This is a genomic window from Nocardiopsis sp. L17-MgMaSL7, from assembly GCF_003182025.1.
Taxonomy (GTDB): Bacteria; Actinomycetota; Actinomycetes; order Streptosporangiales; family Streptosporangiaceae; genus Nocardiopsis; species Nocardiopsis prasina.
In genome coordinates this window covers 205,804-224,201 of sequence record NZ_QGTF01000010.1, presented here as the reverse complement: position 1 = coordinate 224,201, position 18,398 = coordinate 205,804, and the positions used below count along the sequence as shown (strand labels likewise).

General features: G+C 67.0%; 16 protein-coding genes and 1 tRNA gene. 4 read left to right on the top strand and 13 right to left on the bottom strand.

The window, feature by feature from the left end; translation table 11 throughout:
- Positions 1-514: 514 nt before the first annotated feature.
- Positions 515-1,399: an immunity 49 family protein gene (locus BDW27_RS19125; RefSeq protein ID WP_110050730.1), complete on the top strand. Its 885-nt coding sequence runs from the start codon at positions 515-517 to the stop codon at positions 1,397-1,399.
- Positions 1,400-1,752: 353 nt separating this feature from the next.
- Here BDW27_RS19125 and dacB read toward each other — a convergent pair whose 3' ends face one another.
- The 5 genes from dacB to BDW27_RS19100 form a co-directional block, all read right to left on the bottom strand.
- The gene (gene dacB, locus BDW27_RS19120) at positions 1,753-3,327 is read right to left on the bottom strand and encodes a D-alanyl-D-alanine carboxypeptidase/D-alanyl-D-alanine-endopeptidase (protein WP_110050728.1); all 1,575 of its coding nucleotides are present in this window, start codon (positions 3,325-3,327) and stop codon (positions 1,753-1,755) included.
- Positions 3,328-3,494: 167 nt separating this feature from the next.
- On the bottom strand, positions 3,495-5,711 hold the full coding sequence (locus BDW27_RS19115; RefSeq protein ID WP_110050726.1) for an ABC transporter ATP-binding protein: 2,217 nt from the start codon (positions 5,709-5,711) through the stop codon (positions 3,495-3,497).
- Positions 5,708-6,634 (bottom strand): ABC transporter permease, encoded by a 927-nt coding sequence (locus tag BDW27_RS19110; RefSeq protein ID WP_017544475.1) that lies wholly within the window; start codon positions 6,632-6,634, stop codon positions 5,708-5,710. The genes BDW27_RS19115 and BDW27_RS19110 overlap by 4 nt, the downstream gene beginning before the upstream one ends.
- Complete coding sequence (locus tag BDW27_RS19105; protein WP_017544474.1) at positions 6,627-7,637, bottom strand: ABC transporter permease; 1,011 nt, start codon at positions 7,635-7,637, stop codon at positions 6,627-6,629. Before BDW27_RS19105 ends, BDW27_RS19110 begins: the two co-directional genes overlap by 8 nt.
- Positions 7,638-7,719: 82 nt before the next feature.
- Positions 7,720-9,426, bottom strand: a complete 1,707-nt coding sequence (locus BDW27_RS19100) for an ABC transporter family substrate-binding protein (protein ID WP_199560710.1) — start codon at positions 9,424-9,426, stop codon at positions 7,720-7,722.
- 662 nt (positions 9,427-10,088) lie between these two features.
- On the opposite strand from BDW27_RS19100, the gene BDW27_RS19095 reads away from it, so the two are divergent.
- A complete protein-coding gene (locus BDW27_RS19095; protein ID WP_017544472.1) occupies positions 10,089-10,562 on the top strand; it encodes a hypothetical protein in 474 nt (157 codons plus the stop codon).
- A gap of 135 nt (positions 10,563-10,697) precedes the next feature.
- Positions 10,698-11,312: a rhomboid family intramembrane serine protease gene (locus BDW27_RS19090; protein WP_110050722.1), complete on the top strand. Its 615-nt coding sequence runs from the start codon at positions 10,698-10,700 to the stop codon at positions 11,310-11,312.
- Positions 11,313-11,400: 88 nt separating this feature from the next.
- Here the strand turns inward: BDW27_RS19090 and BDW27_RS19085 are convergent, their stop codons facing one another.
- The 5 genes from BDW27_RS19085 to dcd form a co-directional block, all read right to left on the bottom strand.
- Positions 11,401-12,318 carry a glycine betaine ABC transporter substrate-binding protein gene (locus tag BDW27_RS19085; RefSeq protein WP_199560709.1) on the bottom strand — a complete coding sequence of 306 codons (918 nt, stop codon included), beginning with the start codon at positions 12,316-12,318 and terminating at the stop codon, positions 11,401-11,403.
- Positions 12,319-12,448: 130 nt separating this feature from the next.
- On the bottom strand, positions 12,449-13,402 hold the full coding sequence (locus BDW27_RS19080; protein ID WP_017544469.1) for a glycine betaine ABC transporter substrate-binding protein: 954 nt from the start codon (positions 13,400-13,402) through the stop codon (positions 12,449-12,451).
- 40 nt (positions 13,403-13,442) lie between these two features.
- Positions 13,443-14,666 carry a proline/glycine betaine ABC transporter permease gene (locus BDW27_RS19075; protein WP_017544468.1) on the bottom strand — a complete coding sequence of 408 codons (1,224 nt, stop codon included), beginning with the start codon at positions 14,664-14,666 and terminating at the stop codon, positions 13,443-13,445.
- On the bottom strand, positions 14,663-15,688 hold the full coding sequence (locus BDW27_RS19070) for a glycine betaine/L-proline ABC transporter ATP-binding protein (RefSeq protein ID WP_193374230.1): 1,026 nt from the start codon (positions 15,686-15,688) through the stop codon (positions 14,663-14,665). The genes BDW27_RS19075 and BDW27_RS19070 overlap by 4 nt, the downstream gene beginning before the upstream one ends.
- A 401-nt stretch (positions 15,689-16,089) precedes the next feature.
- The gene (dcd, locus tag BDW27_RS19065) at positions 16,090-16,674 is read right to left on the bottom strand and encodes a dCTP deaminase (RefSeq protein ID WP_017544466.1); all 585 of its coding nucleotides are present in this window, start codon (positions 16,672-16,674) and stop codon (positions 16,090-16,092) included.
- Positions 16,675-16,796: 122 nt separating this feature from the next.
- On the opposite strand from dcd, the gene BDW27_RS19060 reads away from it, so the two are divergent.
- Positions 16,797-16,867: transfer RNA gene (locus tag BDW27_RS19060), tRNA-Gly, on the top strand.
- Positions 16,868-17,102: 235 nt separating this feature from the next.
- On the opposite strand, the gene BDW27_RS19055 is transcribed toward BDW27_RS19060, so the two are convergent.
- The 3 genes from BDW27_RS19055 to BDW27_RS19045 form a co-directional block, all read right to left on the bottom strand.
- Entirely contained in the window at positions 17,103-17,375 is a 273-nt protein-coding gene (locus BDW27_RS19055; RefSeq protein WP_110050720.1) for a hypothetical protein, read from the bottom strand.
- A 179-nt stretch (positions 17,376-17,554) separates the two neighbouring features.
- Positions 17,555-17,938, bottom strand: a complete 384-nt coding sequence (locus BDW27_RS19050; protein WP_110050718.1) for a hypothetical protein — start codon at positions 17,936-17,938, stop codon at positions 17,555-17,557.
- 2 nt (positions 17,939-17,940) lie between these two features.
- Positions 17,941-18,345, bottom strand: a complete 405-nt coding sequence (locus tag BDW27_RS19045) for a hypothetical protein (RefSeq protein WP_110050716.1) — start codon at positions 18,343-18,345, stop codon at positions 17,941-17,943.
- Between the last annotated feature and the right edge of the window lie 53 nt (positions 18,346-18,398).

Genomic DNA, 18,398 nt, shown 5'->3' with positions numbered 1-18,398 from the left:
GAGAGAGGGGGCTTTCAACACTGCCACCCCGCGCCGCCCGCCAACAGCCTCCATCTCCCACCTGTGGACAACCCACGTGATCCACGCCACACGGCCAGCTTCGGCCGCCCTCGGTGCCCCTGCGTTCGTGTGACCTGCCGCAACACCCGAGTTTGCTTCTGCGAGATCGGAACGCAGTCCCGCGGAGTGTCACTGGGTTCCGTGAGAATCGGAACCGTGGGTGTTCGCGGTGCGACTCACCCAACGGAGCCAGCAGCAGACGTGCGCGGCCGGATGTGGAGAGGCAGGACCGTGAAGTTCGAGTTCACCCCCGACCAGGACTCACCCGAACCAGTTGTCGACGTCCCGCACCCCACGGTGCGTATCGCGGCGGCCGCTGAGTAGAGGCAAAGAACTTCACACCCAAACAGAAGCAGAAAGCTCTGAGCGAAGCGCCCTCTACTAACGAAAAGCACTCTGGCTACAGCCTTGGCCTCTAAGACATTCCGAATCGGAGGGCTGGACATTGCCGTACATGGTTGAGCGCCATGACATCAGCAATCCAAACTATGCGGACTTCATCGATGAGACTCCCGAGGGGAGAAGCTTCTATGTGAACTGGTTGATTGGCTCCCCTTTTGACGCCGGTGGACCTGTTGCGGGCGTGAGTTTCAAGACTAAACTCTGCCTTGCAATGGATACGGACGCAGATCTTCTCGAGACCTGGGAGTCGTGGGTCTTCTGGATGCAGGTAACCGAAGCCGCCCTGGCTGTGTCTACCGTTGAACCTGGCGGGCGCGTCGTCCGCATGATCAACGGCGAAGAGCGCGTTCTCTCGACTGTGGAACCCAACTACTTCACCAATGCCGAGACCTGGTTGGACGCCTTCTTCCTGGCTGTTACGTGCCGAGACAAGATTCGGTACGAATATCTGTGCCAGATCCCCGTGGATTTGCTTCGATCCGCAGGAGAGTCCAGTGGAACGACGTATAGCCCTCACATCTACCCCTGGATCTCTGCGTTGCAGGCCTTCGTGTTGAATCACCCCGGCCTCTTCGATCACCTTTCTGAGGCGATGGAACTGTCGGACCCGGCCAACCCCAACGGTTTCGGCGAGGCTGAGCCGTTGAACAAGTTGGCCTTCCCGCCAATGGACGCATTTATGCATCTGGTCCGACGGGACAGCGACAAATTCAACGAATCTCTGGCTCTGGGGCTGGAGCTCTTCCGGTCATTCCATACCGCGACCCCTGAGCGTGCCGAGGAAATCGAAGGGGGCGTTCCACTCGGTCTGTTCGCTCTTGCTTGCTGGGGATATGACACCGCCCTGGTCGACCCCAACTTCCGTTTCGATGTCGAGTCCGGATACTTGCCTAAGCACATCCTCGAACGCGACTGGATCGGGGAGTTCCCCATCTAGGTTCGGTTGAAGCTAAGAGCCATTCGAGCCGACTACCGTCCTCATGGATGCGGGACGTGCAGCAACACCCGCACCTTTGCGTTCAATGAGAGTCGTGCAACTGAACTCCCGGCTGGCTACGCGAAGGCATCCTCAGGCTGGCCGAAGACTGATGCGGGAGGCCCAGGGCCTTCAGCCATCTCGGGAATCTCAAACAACTGAGATCGGAGATCGGTTCGATGGAGCTACAGGTACAGCCGTTCGGCTACAGGAAGGAATGACATCCACACCGGCTCAACGCACTCCGAACACGGGAGGGGCCCACGGGCTTCCTCCCCCGTGGGCCCCTCCGCTCAGCTCTGCGGATCAGAGAATCAGCAGGTCAGCTCCCACGAGCACTCCACCGCTCCGCCGTCCGTGACTCCGCCGCGCAGGGCGACCGTGCCCGCCCCGGCCTCGTTGCCCACGTACTCGGCCAGCCTGACCACCACGTCGTCCTGCACGCCGGTGGGTGCGCCGCCCGCGTGTTCGTTGTTGACGATGCTGAAGTACAGCTCGGCGCCGTCCGGGCCCTGCACGTAGCCCGACAGGGCGCTCACCCCGGTCATCGTGCCGGTCTTGGCCTGCGCCGCCCCCTCGGCGGCGGTGCCACGCATCCGGTTGGCCAGCGTGCCCCCGACGAACGGGTCGCTGTCGCCCGCCACCGGGAGCGAGTGGTGCCACTCCTCGTACCAGGCGGCGTCCTTGGCGCTGTCGAGCAGGTCGACGACGGTGTTCGCGGTGACACGGTTGCCCCGGGAAAGCCCGGAGCCGTCGGTGAGGACCAGGTCCGAGGTGTCCACACCCGCCTGCTGTAGCGCGGTCTCCTGGGCGGACAGTCCCGCCTCCCACGAGCCCTCACCCCGGAGCTCGCGCCCGAGGGTCTTGGTCAGCATCTCCGTGTGCCCGTTGTTGCTGAACTTCATGAGCGGGACCAGGACCTCGTTCAGCGGCATGGAGGTGTGCTCCCCCACCACCCTGGGCCGGTGCCACTCGGCGGGCACCTCGCCCTGGGAGACCTCGCCCTTCACGGCCACCCCGTTCTCCTCCAGGGCCCGCGCGAACAGGTGCCCGGCCAACCCGGCGGGTTCGTCCACGGTGCGCACGGCCACCACCGGTCCGGCGTTCACCGACAGCGACCCGGTGACACTGATGGTGTTGGTGCCCACCGGACGGTCGACCGTGATGCCGGTGCCCTCCCCGGCGGGGGCGGTGACGGCCTGGTTGTCGAGTTCGGCGTAGCCCTCTGCGGCGCCCAAGTCCACGTCGACGGGATCGCCCGCGGAGGCGGCGGTGACGGTCACCTCGGTCACGCCGGTGTCGTAGCGCTCGCCGTGGGCCACCGTGAGCGCGGAGATCTGCGCCGAGTAGGCGTACGCCTCGTCCTCGGGCCACCAGTCGTCCACGAGGCGCTGGTCGTCGAACCACGAGTCGTCGGCGAACACGTCGCCCACGGAGGTCACCCCGGAGGCGGCCACGTCCGAGGCGAGGGAGTCGAGGTCCTCGGCGTTCAGGGTCGGGTCACCGCCGCCGACCAGGTACAGCTCCGGTACGTCACCGCGGCCGGGGCGGCGTTCCACCACGGCCTCGGTGGCGAAGGTGTGCTCGCCTCCCAGCGCCTCCAGTGCGGCGGCGGCCGTGAAGATCTTCATGTTCGAGGCGGGCAGCAGCTGGGTGTCCGCGTCCCGCGAGTAGAGCGTCTGGCCGGAGTCGGCGTCGGTCACCACCACACCGGAGGTCGCGCCCTCCAGCGCGGGGTCCGCGAGGATCGCGTCGAGGTCGGTGCGCAGGTCGTCGGCGCGTTCGGCCTGCTCGGCGGTGTCGGCCCACGACGGCGCGACGGGGGTGAGGGCCACCAGCGGGGCCGCGGCCAGTGCGACCAGCCAACGGCGGGGGGTTGCGGGGGTCATGTGTCTCCTCCGGAAGTACCGATCGGGAGCATGCCAGGAGAACGTAACCGACGGTTTCCGTCCACGCCAGGACGCCACCGGCGGTTCGATGGCAAAAGGGGCGTCTCAAATGGGCCCAGACACGTACGGGGCGGGCCGGAGTCCCCGACCCGCCCCGTGTGCGGCACCTAGATGAGTTCGATCGCCTTCGAGTAGTGGCAGGCGTCCCGGTGACCGGTGCCCCGTTCCTTCAGCTCCGGCGGTTCCTCCACGCACCTGGCGCGCTCGGCGTCCGAGAGCTCGTTGGCGAACTTCGGGCAGCGGGTCCGGAACCGGCAGCCCGAGGGCGGGTTGGCCGGGCTCGGGATGTCACCCGTGACGGTGATCCGCTCCCGGGTCCGCTCCTTGACGGGGTCCGGCAGCGGGATCGCCGAGATCAGCGCCTGCGTGTACGGGTGCGCGGGCGCGCTGAACAGCTGGTCCGTCGTGGCCGTCTCCACCATCTTGCCGAGGTACATCACGGCCACGCGGTCGGCGATGTGCTTGACCACCGAGAGGTCGTGCGAGACGAACAGGTAGGACAGCCCCAGCTCGTCCTGGAGGTCCTCCAGCAGGTTGATCACGCCCGCCTGGATGGACACGTCCAGCGCCGAGACCGGTTCGTCGAGCACCAGCACCCTGGGGTTGAGCGACAGCGCCCGGGCCACGCCGATGCGCTGACGCTGGCCTCCGGAGAACTCGTGCGGGTACCGCGAGCCGTGCTCGGGGTTGAGCCCCACGAGTTCGAGGAGCTCGGACACCCGCTTCCGGGCGTCCCGGTGCCCGCTCCCGTGGATGCGCATGGGCTCGGCGATGATGTCCGAGACCGTCATGCGCGGGTCCAGGGACGCGAAGGGGTCCTGGAACACCAGCTGGAGGTCCTTGCGCAGCGGCCGCATCCTGCGGTCGGAGAGGTCCTGGAGCGGCTGACCCATGTAGGAGACCTCGCCCGAGGTGAGCTTGATCAGGTTCAGCAGCAGGCGCGCCGTGGTGGACTTGCCGCAGCCGGACTCACCCACGAGCGCGAGGGTCTCCCTCTCCCGCAGGTCCAGCGAGATCCCGGAGACCGCCTGCACCTCGCCCACCCTGCGCCGCATCAGCCCCTTGGAGCGGATCGGGAAGTGTTTGACCAGGTCGGTGGCGGTGAGCAGGACCTCGGTCTCCGCCTTGGCGGCCACCTCACGGTCGGCCTCCGCGCCGAGCTCCCCCAGGTATCCCTCGCGGGCCTCGGCCACGTGGGCCTCCGCCGCCTCCATCTCGGCGACGGACCCCAGCCCCTCGGTGTCCACGGAGGTGGACCGGAAGAGGTCGCTCGCCTCCGCGTCCACGAGTTCCTCGCTGAAGTGGCAGGCGGCGGTGTGCGCGGTCGCCTCGCCCTCCTGCGGCCCGTTCTCGATGAGCAGCAGCCGGGGCTCCTCCTCGTGGCAGCGTTCCCTGGCCATGGGGCAGCGCGGCGCGAACCCGCAGCCCCCGGGCAGGTCCCGCAGCGAGGGCGGGGCCCCGAGGATGGGGGTGAGCCGGTCGCCGCGGTCGCCGTCCAGTCGCGGCAGCGACCCGAGCAGCCCCAGCGCGTAGGGCATGCGCGGCCGGTAGAAGACCTCCTCCACCGACCCCATCTCCACGATCCGGCCCGCGTACATCACGCCCACCCGGTCGACCTGGCCGGCCACCACACCGAGGTCGTGGGTGATGAGCACCAGGGCGGCCCCGGTCTCCTCACGGGCCCTCTGGAGGGCGTCCAGCACCTGCGCCTGGACGGTCACGTCGAGCGCCGTGGTGGGCTCGTCCGCGATGATCACGTCCGGGTCGTTGGCCATCGCGATCGCGATCACCACCCGCTGGCGCATACCGCCGGACAGCTCGTGCGGGTACTGCCTGAGCCGCTGCTCGGGTGACGGGATGCCCACGATCTCCAGGAGCTCCAGCGCCCGCGCCATGGCGACCTTCTTGCCCACCTTCCGGTGGGCGAGCACCGCCTCGGCGATCTGGTAGCCGATCGTGTACACGGGGTTGAGCGAGGTCAGCGGGTCCTGGAAGATCATCGCGATCCTCTGCCCCCGGACCTCGCTGATCTGCTTGTCGTTGAGCCCGATGATCTCCTGGCCCAGCAACCGGGCCGAGCCCTCCACACGCGCGTTCCTGGGCAGCAGGCCCATGATCGCCATGGAGGTCACGGACTTGCCCGATCCCGACTCCCCCACGATGCCCAGGGCCTCGCCCCGGCGCACCTTGTAGGAGACCTGTCGGACCGCGGGCAGCGGGCCGTCGTCGGAGGGGAAGGTGACGCTGAGATCGCTGACCTCCAGCACCACGTCGTCGGTGTCCGCCACGGCGGTGTGTTCCTTGTTCTCGTACTCAGTCGTCATCGCCGCACCCTGGTCTGTCGTGGGTCGAGGGCGTCCCGGAGGCCGTCACCGATGAAGTTGATCGTCAGACAGATCAGCACCAGCAGCACACCGGGCGGATAGAACAGCCACGGCCGCGTGGACACCGCCGTGCGCGCGCTGCCGATCATCTGGCCGAGCGAGATGTCGGGCAGCTGGATGCCCAGTCCGAGGAAGGACATGCCCGCCTCGGCGAGGATGGCCACCGCCACCAGCAGGGTGGCGGCGACGATGATCGGCCCGGCCGCGTTGGGCAGCAGGTGCCGGAGGATGATCCACGGCGCCGATGCGCCCGAAGCGCGGGCCGCCTCCACGAACTCCTGTTCCCGCAGGGACAGGACCACGCCGCGCACCACACGCGCGATGGTGGCCCACGAGAAGATCGAGATGATCAGCGCGATCGCGGACCACGAGGTCCCGGCCCCGCTGTTGCCCGCGATGGCCGCGGCGGCCACGAGCAGGGGCACGATCAGGAAGATGTCCACGACGCGCATCATGAACGCGTCCACCCGGCCGCCGTAGTAACCGGCGGTGGCGCCCCACACGGAGCCGACCGCCGTCGACAGCAGTGAGACGGTGAAGGCGACCTTCAGCGTCTGCTGGGCGCCGCGCATGAGCTGGCCGAGGACGTCGTGTCCGGCGGCCGAGGTGCCCAGGGGGTGCACTCCGGACGGAGGCTGGTTGCTGGGGATCTCGCGGTAGACCGTGTGGTCCCAGGTCCAGAAGAAGGGTCCGACGAACGCGAACAGGGCGATGATCCCCAGGAGCACCAGGCTGATCATCGCGGGCCGGTGTCGGGTGAACCGGATCAGGATGGTCTGGAGCTGGGTCTGGTCGGCGCTGCTCTTCTTCCGCTTCTTCGCCGGGTCACGGCGCGCGCTCTTCGACATGCCGTTCTCACTCATAGCGAATCCTCGGGTCCAGCACGGCGTACAGCAGGTCGGCGACAAGGTTGGCCAGGATGACGATGGTGCCGCTGAGCAGCAGCCACCCCATCAGCGCGAAGGAGTCGTTGTTGTCCACCGCGGTGATGAAGAAGTCGCCCAGACCGCGCCACTGGAAGACCACCTCGGTGAGGATGGCCCCGTCGATGACGCCCGCGACGCCGATCGCCACCACGGTGGTCAGCGGGATGAGCGCGGTGCGCAGCGCGTGACGCCTGATGACCGTGTGGTTGCGCAGGCCCTTGGCCCGGGCCAGCCGGACGTAGTCGCTGTTCATCACCTCCAGCATCGAGGTGCGCTGGTAGCGGCTCCACGACGCGAAGCTGATCAGCATGAGCACGATCGTGGGCAGCGCCATGTGCGCGAAGGCGTTGAGGAACTGGTCCCACAACGGCGCACCCTCGGCTCTGAAACGCCCGTCGCCGATGGTGGCGAAGACCTGGTCGCCCACCAACTGGTTGAACTTGACCCCCGCCGCCTGCATGATGCCCGCGAACCAGAAGGTCGGCAGCGCCAGGGCGAGGAAGCCGACGAAGGTGAGGGTGTAGTCGAGTTTGGAGTACTGGCGCAGGGCGCTGACCACACCGGTGATGATCGCCAGGCCGAGCGCGAAGATCATGGCCGCGCCCACCAGGCGCAGCGTGGTCCACAGGCGTTCGGCGATGGCCGCGCCGATGTCGTAGTGGGGGCCCTGGGTGGAGGGGCCGAACTCCCCCTGGAGCAGTCCGATGTCGCCGTTTCCGCCGATTCCGGTCACCCACAGCCAGTACCGCTCCGGCATGGAGCGGTCGAGATAGAGCCGCTCCTCCGCCTGTTGCAGGACTTCCTCTGTGGGCGGTGGCTGGGCCATCCGGATGTCGGCGAGCGGGTCACCGGTGACGTCGATCATCACGAAGGTGAGGATGGATGCGAGGACCAGGACGGGTAGCGCGCCCAGGATGCGCCGCATCGTGTAAACGAGCATGGGAGTGATCCTTCAGGGGTGGACGAGGACCGGTCCGGCCCCGGGAGGGTGTCCCGGGGCCGGACCTGGGGGGTGCGCCGGACTAGCTGGCGACGTCCCACTCACCGATGTTGTAGGTGGCTCGGTAGCTGGACTGAAGGTTGTCGTGGACGTTCACGAGGCGGTCGGAGTTGGCGAAGAAGTAGTTCGGCTCCGCCATGATCGGGAGGACGTAGGCCTCCGGGACCACGATCTCCATGGCCGCGTTGGCGTGCTCGGCGGCAGTGTCCAGGTCGGGGGCGTTGGCCACCAGGCCGGCCAGATCGTCGACCTCGTCGTTGGCGTAGCCGCCGAAGTTGCTGCCGCTCTCGGAGTGCCAGAACTGGTCCGGGTTGCTGGTGAAGTACGGGGAGCCGGACCAGCCGTACTGGACGATGTCGTACTCCGTCGCCGCGAGCATTCCGCCGAGGTCGTCGGTCATCTCGATGTTGGTCGTGATGCCGATCTCGGAGAGCTGGGCCTGGATGAGCTGGACCGAGGTGTTGCGGACGGTCGAGTCGGTGCTGCGCAGGCGGAACGGACCGATCTCGTCGCCGTCGAGGGTGAGGGTGTCGCCGTCGAGCTCGTAACCGGCCTCCTCGAGGATGCTCTTGGCCTCGTCGATGTCACCGGTGCCCTGCGTCTCGCCCTCGAAGTGGTCGACGAAGTAGGGGCTGTCGCTGCCGAAGACGTGGTTGTTCTTCAGCTCGTAGTCCGGGTAGCCGGCGCCGAAGTTGCGGTTGGCGATGTCGTCGCGGTCGATCGCGGTGAAGATGGCGCGGCGCAGCTCGACGTCCTGGAGCGTCTCGTTCTTCAGGTTGAGGTCGACGTGCTCCCAGGTGGCACCCTCGGCGACGGTCACGTCGGCGTTGGCGACGTCCTCCAGCTGGAGGATGACGTCCTCGCTGTAGTCGGCGGGGTTGCCACCGTCGATCTCGTTGTTGACGAAGGCGTTCACGAAGGTGCCCTCGTCGGTGTTGTACGGCATGGTGATCTTGTCGAGCGCGGGCGCCTCACCGAACCAGTTGGGGTTCGGCTCCTTGACGACCTCGTTCTCCAGGTCGCCGGCGGTGATCATGTACGGGCCGCCGGACCACTCGGGCCGCTCGGAGTGCAGCCAGGCGTAGTACTCGCCCAGCTCGTCCGCGTCGTCGACGTCCCAGCCGTTCTCCTCGGCTAGGTGCGCGGGCAGGAAGCCGCCGGCCTGGCTGTGGGCGTCGAACAGCCCCATCCACTCAGGGTCGGCCAGCCCCTCCTTCAGCTGGAAGGTGGCCGTCTTGCCGTCGGCCTCGACGTTGTCGACCTTGTCGAAGCTCGCGGCGGCGCGGGGGTCGCAACCGCCGCAGTAGCCCTCGTCCGGGGAGGTACCGAGCATCCAGGAGACGCGCAGGTCCTCACCGGTCATCGGCTCGCCGTCGCTCCAGACGGCGTCCTCGGCGAGGGTGATGGACCACTCGAACGGACCCTCGTCGGGGTCGTCGTTGATGAGCTCGGGCTCCTCAGCGAGGACGTCCATGTCGTACTCGTACGTCGCGTCCGGCTGCCACTGACCGGTGTAGGGGAGCACGCCGGAGAGCATCTGGACGACGTAGACGCTGCCACCAGCGAGACTCGTGGCCTGCCAGGCGCCGGGGAGGCTGTTGATGACCCAGGTGACCTCCTTGGTGCCGCCGTCGCCACCACCGTCACCCCCTCCTCCACAGCCGCTGGCCACCATGACCGCTGACGTCGCCGCGGCGGCGAGTGCCAACGTCTTTCGGCGCTTGAACATAGTCACACCCTTGATCACTCATGCGAACAGGCCACGGGTTGGTGCCCACAGGGCACAACCCACCAAAACTAGGCGATTAGTCGATTAGAAGACCATTAAGGGAAATGTCTGTATAGCCCCAATGCCGGTTTCGTGACCCATCCGCAACCGGTCCGCGCTCATGTGCACCCGATCGAGTCACGAACTCCCAATACACCGGTAACAACCAGGACATCCTCACATCATGCCAGGTCAAGCGGACACCGGCCACCGGAGTCCAGGACGGCGGGATTCGGACACACCGGAAAAGCATTCGGGGTCAACGAAGGCGTTCCACTGCAAAAGCACAAACGTAAACGACGTTTAACTACCGCCTCGAAGCACGCAACTACTGAGAGAGAACAGGACAAACAGCCCATAACTTCACATATAGCTCAATACATACACAGGAAGGCATCGTTCTCCCCTGCCATGCCCCTCCGAGAATCTGGTGGAGATTCATGGGGCAACCCGATCACCACTTCAAGGAATGCGACACAGGGGACGAAACTTCCTTGCGCCTGTCCTGAACCCCACAGGCGAGCTGACCGAAACCGAGATGCCCGCACCCGCGAAGCGGATAGGGTTCCCACTGACGGCTTCCGTCATCCTCAGCGCCCCGCCCAGCGAGAGAGGCATCCGCCGTGTCCGAACCGGTCCGCCTGGTCTGCCCCGTAGGCCGCAAGTACGTGGAGCTGTGGGGTGGTTACACTCTGCTCACTCTGGGCGTCGTGGTCGTGGCAGTCGACCCCGGGCACTGGGCCAACATCGTGCTCGGCGTCATCCTCGCGCTCCTCGGCGCCGCCTCGGCGTTCGACGGACACCGGATCAAGGCACCGGTGCTGGAGGTCTCCGAGGACGAGTTCCGCTACGAGCGCGGCGGTTACGTCGTCCGGGTGCCGTTCATCGACATCGGCTCCTACTACGTGCTTCCCGGTCGCATCCGCTCCCTGGGCCTGTGCGACCACACCGGGCGCCCCAAGCGCTTCCCCTCGCTGAAGAGCCGCCGGACCTCACGCACCTACCTGCCGCTGACCGGGATGACCAACCCGGCCAAGGTGGAGGCGTTCATGGCGGTCGCGGGCATCCCGCCGCGCAAGCGCTCCCTGACCTCCTGAGGCCGCCGGGCACGCCACCGGCCCTCCTCCGAACGGCCGCGACAGAGCAGTCATCTGTGAACACAACAGATCATTTCGCCCACACGCGCCCCAGGAACATACCGACGCAAGCCTGCTTCATCTAGTCTCGATGGGGTGAAGCAGTCCAGAATCACCGCCATCCTGACCGTCGCGGGCATGCTCGCGGCCATGTGGGTCTTCGAGATCATCGACACCCCGCTCGGGGGACACCTCGACCGGCAGTTCGGTATCCAGGCCCGCAATCCCGACGCGCCCTGGACCGTGCTGACCGCGCCCTTCATGCACGGCAACTTCGCCCACCTGATCGGTAACTCACTGCCGTTCCTGGTGCTCGGAGCCCTCGTCGCCTTCAGCGGCCTGGGCCGGTTCCTGCTCACCACACTGATCGTCGCCGTCGTCAGCGGTGTCGGCGTGTGGCTGTTCACCCCCTCACACGTCGTGACGGTGGGTGCCAGCGGGCTGGTCTTCGGCTACTTCGGCTACACGGTGCTACGCGGCATCATCGAACGCCGGACCGTCGACATCGTCATCATGATCTGCGTGGTCATCTTCTACGGAACGATGATCTGGGGGGTCCTGCCCCAGCACCCCGGCGTCTCCTGGCAGGCGCACCTGTTCGGCTTCCTCGGCGGGCTCCTGTCCGCCTACGCGCTGCCCCGGCGCGACAAGCCGGGCCAGGCCAACCAGGGGAGCATCGGCGGCGCCCAGGGCGGCTACTACGCCCCCTGAGCCCACGGCCACCGAACACAACCACGGGGCCGTCTCCCCTCCGGGAGGCGGCCCCGTCGTCACGTCCGGACCATCCGCGTCGTCCGGGTCAGAACTCCAGACCCTCGGCGTCGTCCATCAGCGTGCGCTCCAGGAACAGCGGGTTCTGGGCGAGCCACTGACGCGCTCCGGCCGCGGGGTCGGTGACACCGGGACCGACCGTGAGCGCCTCCAGGGAGGCCAGCTCCTCGTCGTCCATGGTCCAGTTGCGCATCCACTCGGCCAGCTCCGGGTAGTCCTCGGAGAACCCCGCGCGCCCGATCGAGTGCAGCCCCTCGGTGCCGCCCATCCCGCCCTGCGGGTCTTCCAGGTCCCGCAGCTCGTACTGGGCGTAGGCCGGGTGCGGACGCCACAGGGTCACGACGATCGGCCGTTCCTCCATGATCGCCTCGTCCAGGCGCCGCATCATCTCCCCGCCCGAGGAGGTCTCCAGTTCGAAGTCCTCCTCCAGCCCGTACAGGGGCATGGCCTGGTCACGGGTGACCTGGGTCAGGCCCGCACCCGGCTCGATGCCGACGATGGTGCCGCCGAGGTCGTCCGCACGTGCGGGGAGGTCGTCGATCTCCCGCACGTCCTCCATGTACTCCGGGACCGTCAGCGTGAGGACGGCGTTGTCGTACCAGGAGCCCAGGCTCTCGATGCTGTCCCGGTGCTGCTCCATGTACTCGTGGTGGGTGACCGGAAGCCACATGTCGAGGTAGAGGTCGAGCTCGCCGTCGGCCACCCCCTGGAAGGCCGGGGCGACGTCGACCTCGGTGACGGTGACGTCGTAACCCTTCTCCTCGAGGACCGCCTCCCACATGTGGGTGACGGCCACCGCCTCCTCCCAGGCGATCAACGCGATGTTGACCTCCCGGAGGTCGTCGCCGTCGTCCGGGGCGCCGGAGCCCGCCTCCCCGGAGCAGGCGGACAGCAGGAGCACACCGCTCAGACCCGCGGCGGCCAGTCCCGTCCCTCGCCTCTTCATGTCCAAGCTCCCTCGCAACCTCGCGCAGACGAAGGCCGCCCCCACGCTCGTGAAGGCGGCCGTCATCGTATGTCTACCCCATGAAAGGGGACATTCGACACTCCCCGTGACAGGGAACACACTCTGGGTTCTAGAAGTTCAGGCCCTCGGCGTCGTCGCCCAGGGTGCGCTCCAGGAACTCGGGGTTGTCGGCGAGCCACTCGCGGGCACCGGCGTCGGGGTCGTCGACGTCGTCACCGACGGTCAGCGCCTCCAGGGTGGCGAGCTCGTCGTCGCTCATGTCCCAGCCCTCGAGCCAGGAGGCGAGCTGCGGGTAGTCGTTGGCGAAGCCGTCACGGCCGACCGCGTGGATCGTCTCGGCGTCGCCCATCAGGCCCTCGGGGTCCTCGAGGTCCTTCAGGTCGTGCTTGGCGTAGGCCGGGTGCGGACGCCACAGGGTGACGACGATGGGTTCCTCGTCGGCGATCGCCGAGTCCAGCTCCGCGAGCATCGCCGCGCCGGAGGAGGTGACCAGCTCGAACTCGTCGTCCAGCCCGTAACCCGGCATGGCGGAGTTCTGGGTGGTGTCGGTGAGCCCCGCGCCCGGGTCGATGCCGACGATGCGGTTGTCCAACTCGTCCGCGTGGTCGAGGAGGTCGGGAATCGAGTTGACGTCCTCCATGTACTCGGGGACGGTCAGCGTCAGGATCGCGTTGTCGTACCAGGAGCCGAGGTCCTCCAGCTGGTCCCCGTAGTCGTCCCAGTACTGCTGGTGCGTGGCGGGGAGCCAGGTGTCGAGGAACAGGTCCACGTCGCCGTTGGCGGCGCCCTGGTACATCGGGGCCACGTCGACGTCGGTGACCTCGACGTTGTAGCCCTTCTCGTCCAGGATGGCCTCCCACATGTGGGTGACCGCGATCGCCTCTTCCCAGGCGATCAGCGCGATGTTGACGTCCTGGAGGTCGTCACCCGTGCCCGAACCGCCGTTCTGGTCCTCGCCGGAGCCACCGGTGAGGTCCTCGCCGTTGCCGCCACAGGCGGTCAACAGGAGCACCCCGCTCATACCGGCCGCGGCCAGGGCCATCATGCGCTTACGGCTGTACATCTGGATTCCTTCCATCAGGACTGCTGCGAAAAAACCGTTGTCAGGACGAACTGACCCTGGCCTGGGGACTCTTGCGGGTGACGGCGGCGGTCAGGCGGTCCAGGAAGATCGCCAGGATGACCACGGCGATGCCGGCCTCGAAACCGAGCGCGCCGTCGTTGCGGGTGATGCCCTGGTAGACCTGGCTGCCGAGGCCGCCCGCGCCGACCATGCCCGCGATGACGACCATGGACAGGCCCAGCATGATCACCTGGTTGACGCCCGCCATGATCGTCGGCAGGGCGAGCGGGAGCTGGATGCCGGTGAGGATCTTGCGCTTGGGCGCACCGAAGGCCTCACCCGCCTCGACGAGCTCCTTGTCGATCTGCCGGATGCCGAGTTCGGTCAGGCGCACGCCGGGCGGCATCGCGAACACGATGGTCGCGACCACACCGGGCACCGCACCGATGGAGAAGAAGAAGATCGCCGGGATCAGGTAGACGAACGCCGGGAGCGTCTGCATGAGGTCCAGGACCGGCTTGGCGACCTTGCTGACGAACTCGTTGTAGGCGGCCAGGATGCCGATCGGGATCGCGATGACCACCGCGATGAGGCTGGCCACCAGCACCAGACCCAGGGTGTCCATGGCGTTGGACCACTGGCCGACGGAGGCCACGACGGTCAGGGCGATCAGCGCGAAGACGCCCAGGCGCCAGCCCGCCACCGAGAGCGCGAGCAGGCTCAGCAGCAGGATCATCAGCAGGGACATCGGGTTGGTGACCAGCATGGGCAGGATCAGCCAGCCCAGCAGCACCAGCGCGAGCCAGCCACCGGCGACGATTCCCGTGCGCACACGGTTGGCGCGGTCGACCAGGCCCAGGCCCGCCGTCGCGATCAGGAAGACCAGCGAGACGACGAAGGTGGGCTCGACGTTCGTGTCGAACAGGTTCATGGCCCAGACGAAGAGCCCCGGAACGCTGTTGATGAAGCCCGTCACCAAGGCGAACTGTGCCTCGGCGATGTAGAGGAGCGAGACCACCACGACGATGGCGAGCAGCGGGATCCGGCGCGAGCGCACCAGCGGGACCGCGATGATCACGGCCGCGATGAAAGCGAGCTGTCCGGCCGCCGGCTCGACGAAGAACCCGGCCAGGACGGAGACGGCCCAGCGGATGAAGTCGCCGGTGAGGTCGAAGAACAACCCGAAGTGGCTCTTCAGCCAGGAGTTGAACGCCTCGAAGCCGTCACCGATGGGCAGGGACGGAGGGAAGTTGACGGGGGTCACCTGGCCACCTCCGCGTTGTCACTCTGGACCAAAGCGGCGAGCACCGACTCCCGGGTGACCATGCCCAGCACCTCGCCGTCGCCCGAGACCACCCGGAGGCTGTTCTCGGTGGCGACGCTGGTGTACAGGTCCGCGACGAGGGTGTCGGCGGTGACCTGCGGGGCCGCGGCGTCGACGGGAACGTCCGCGAGCGCCTCGGCCGCCGTCAGCACACGGCTGCGGTCGACGTCCTCCACGAAGCGCTCGACGTACTCGTTCGCGGGCGCGTTGAGGATCTCCGACGCCTCGCCGATCTGGGCCACGCGTCCGTCGCGGAGCACGCAGATCCGGTCGCCGAGGCGCATGGCCTCGTTGAGGTCGTGGGTGATGAAGATGATCGTCTTGCCCAGCGTCTCCTGGAGCTCCAGGAGCTGCGTCTGCATGTCGCGGCGGATCAGCGGGTCGAGCGCGCTGAAGGCCTCGTCCATCAGGATGATGTCGGTGTCAGCGGCGAGGGCGCGGGCCAGGCCCACGCGCTGCTGCATGCCGCCGGAGAGCTGCTGGGGGAGCTTGTCCTCCCAGCCCTCGAGCCCCACGAGGGCGAGGGTCTCCTTGGCCTTGGCGAAGCGCTCGGCGCGGGAGAACCCGCGCAGCTCCAGCCCGTAGGCGGCGTTCTCCAGCACCGTCCGGTGGGGAAGCAGGGCGAAGTGCTGGAAGACCATGCTGATCTTCTCGCCCCTGAGCTTGAGCAGGTTCTTCCTGCTGAGCGTGGTGATGTCCACGCCGTCGATCTCGACTGATCCGGCCGTGGAGTCGAGAAGTCCGTTGAGCATCCGGATCAGGGTGGATTTACCCGATCCGGACAGGCCCATGACGACGAAGATCTCGCCGGGTTGGACCTCGAAGGACACGTCGATGACGGCAGCGGTCACGTCGAGGTCGGCGATGGTGTCGCGGTGGCTGCCGTCGGCGAGCCGTTCGACGGCCGCCTTCGACTGTCTACCGAACACCTTGTACAGGTGGTCTGCGCGTACTACTGGCACGGTCTCCTCTAAGGGGCTGTCCCTGTCGCGAGGCCGAGCGGGGCGTGTTACCCCGCGCTCGGCCTGCGGTTACTTCAGGTAGCCGGTCCGCGCAGAGCCCCCTCGTGCGCACCCGAATCGGGCGTAACCACTACCTGGTTCACGTCGGGGCGCCACCTTACCGAGATATGAACGCACAGTTCAGGCGGCATGTCACTACCAGATAACATGTTTAACCGCCATAAAACCCGTCCGTCGACCTGTGGCACGGGTTGCCGACGCCACAAAGCACCTATATGTGATCTATGCCACCACCCAAACGGGGGCGACTTGGATCACAATTGCGCGACAAGCGCCAAATACGACAGAACGTGTCAGTACATAACCGTAACGTAAGGGCCTCTCTGTGCCCAGAGCGGGCCCTACCCCTCGACGATCCGGGTCCGCGCGAAGTTCTGGTGCGACCTCGACGGCGTGGGCCCGCGCTGCCCCTGGTAGCGGGATCCGTAGGCCGCGGAACCGTACGGACGCTCAGAAGGCGAGGTCAGCCTGAACATGCACAGCTGGCCGATCTTCATGCCCGGGTAGAGCTTGATCGGGAGGGTGGCCACGTTGGAGAGCTCCAAGGTGACGTGCCCGGAGAACCCGGGGTCGATGAACCCGGCGGTGGAGTGAGTCAACAGCCCCAGCCGCCCCAGGGAACTCTTGCCCTCCAGCCGGCTCGCGATGTCGTCGGGGAGGCTCACCACCTCGTAGGTGGAAGCCAGCACGAACTCGCCCGGGTGGAGGATGAAGGCCTCCTCACCGTCGGTCTCGACGAGCCGGGTGAGGTCCGGCTGCTCCACCGAGGGGTCGATGTGGGGGTACTTGTGGTTCTCGAAGACCCGGAAGAACCGGTCGAGGCGGACGTCGATACTCGACGGCTGGACAAGAGAGGGTTCGAAGGGATCGATCCGGACCCGCCCGGAGTCGATTTCTGACCTGATATCGCGATCGGAGAGCAGCACGCTCCGAACCTACCGCCTGCGAGAACGGGCCGTGGGCCGCACTCGACACCCCGCCGACTTGCCTACCGGGCCCAGAGGTGGGCTAGGATGGCGAGCGTTGGTCAGCCTCCGGGCGATCCGACGCGGATGTAGTTCAATGGCAGAACTTCAGCTTCCCAAGCTGATAGCGCGGGTTCGATTCCCGTCATCCGCTCCGTACGAAAGACGGCCCCTGGCCGCGAACCGAGTTCGCGACCAGGGGCCGTTTTCGTGTTGGGGGTGCATCAGCGGGTGCACGGACCACCGGATGACGCGCGTAGCGCCCGTCATACACACGGGTGGTTCTGCAGGTGCACGCCGAGCCCAGCCCGAATCGGATGCCCAGTCCGGGCACTTTAATCACTACACCCGTAGTACACCCGCTGATATGGCATCCCTGAGGGGCGGAGTCAGCTGCGGGAACGTCGCAGGCGAGTCTTGCTCCTGTACTCGATCGCTTCCAGCACCCTCTCCGCAGAGCCGAGCATGTGCTGGTTCTCTTCTCGAAGCCTCAGACGTGCAGACCCGTACAGCACCAAGAGGTCATTGCCCAAACTCTCCACTACGGCCCCCTCCAGCTCGATAACCGGGTCAGTCAATGCCGAGGCCACGAACTCAGGGTTTGGGAAGCCAGACCACCGCAAAGTCCAGTAATCCCCCGATCCCCACAGCATCTTGCCCACGTCATCTCCCTCATACGGGAAGGCATCGGAGACACCTCGGGGCGGGTAATGCCAGCCTCCGGTGGCCCACGATAGGTCCGGAGCCTTCAACGCCGCCCTGGTGAACAACGCTGCGAGAAGGACTTGGGCGCTGGGACTCAATGCGGGCACAGCATCCCAATCACTGCTCTCCACGGGACTCATGGGGTGAGGCCGAGCCGGGGGCCGATGGTGCGTGCGGCCGCGCTCTGCCAGCTGGTAGCCCAGATCAGGCGGACCAGGCCCGTGGAGTGGAGCTCGGTGATCCACGAACCGTGGTCCGAGTTCAGCCAGACCGGCACGTCGGTGCCGTTGAGGTCGACTCGGTGGGGCCGGTCGGGTGGGAGTGAGCCTCCGGGCTCGGGGAGGGGGTTGGGGACCCCGTCGATGTCGAAGAGCAGGCTAGCGGGGTGGAATTCCGAGTGCACCCACCCGAACGGGGCCAGCGCGGGCCCCTGCGCCCTGGTCGGAGCCGCCTTCTCCAGCAACCCCAGAGCGGTTTCGATGTCGGAAGTGTCGGCCCAGCGGGTGTTCTCGTGCAGCACAGTCAGGGTGCGCAGCGCCCGACCGGGCAGTGAGGCCAGCCAATCGGTGTCTCCGGGCGAGAGAAGGTCGGGGACAGCGGCGGAGTGCAGTTGCCTCCGTCGTCGTCATGGGCCTGGCAGCAGGGTTCGCCCAGGTCCTCCAGGAGCATGCCCAACGTGGTGCTGCCTCTGGTGGAGGCGAGCACCAAGGGGACGTCGACCCCGGCCTGGCGGGCGGCGATGAGTGCTTCGTCCTCGTGGGTGAAGGGTTCACTGGCGCACTTGAAGATCACCGTCCCACCCTCAGGGGATTCGAGGCGTTCGACATGCGAGAGCGCCCAGCTGTGCAGGACCTCCGTCGAAGTGCTGTCGAATCCCTGCGCACCGGTGACCTCTTGGCGCAGCCGGTCGATGTCCTGGGTGTGCACGCGCACTGCTTCTTGGCCCTGAACGACGACACCCAGACCGCCGCGTACGCGGA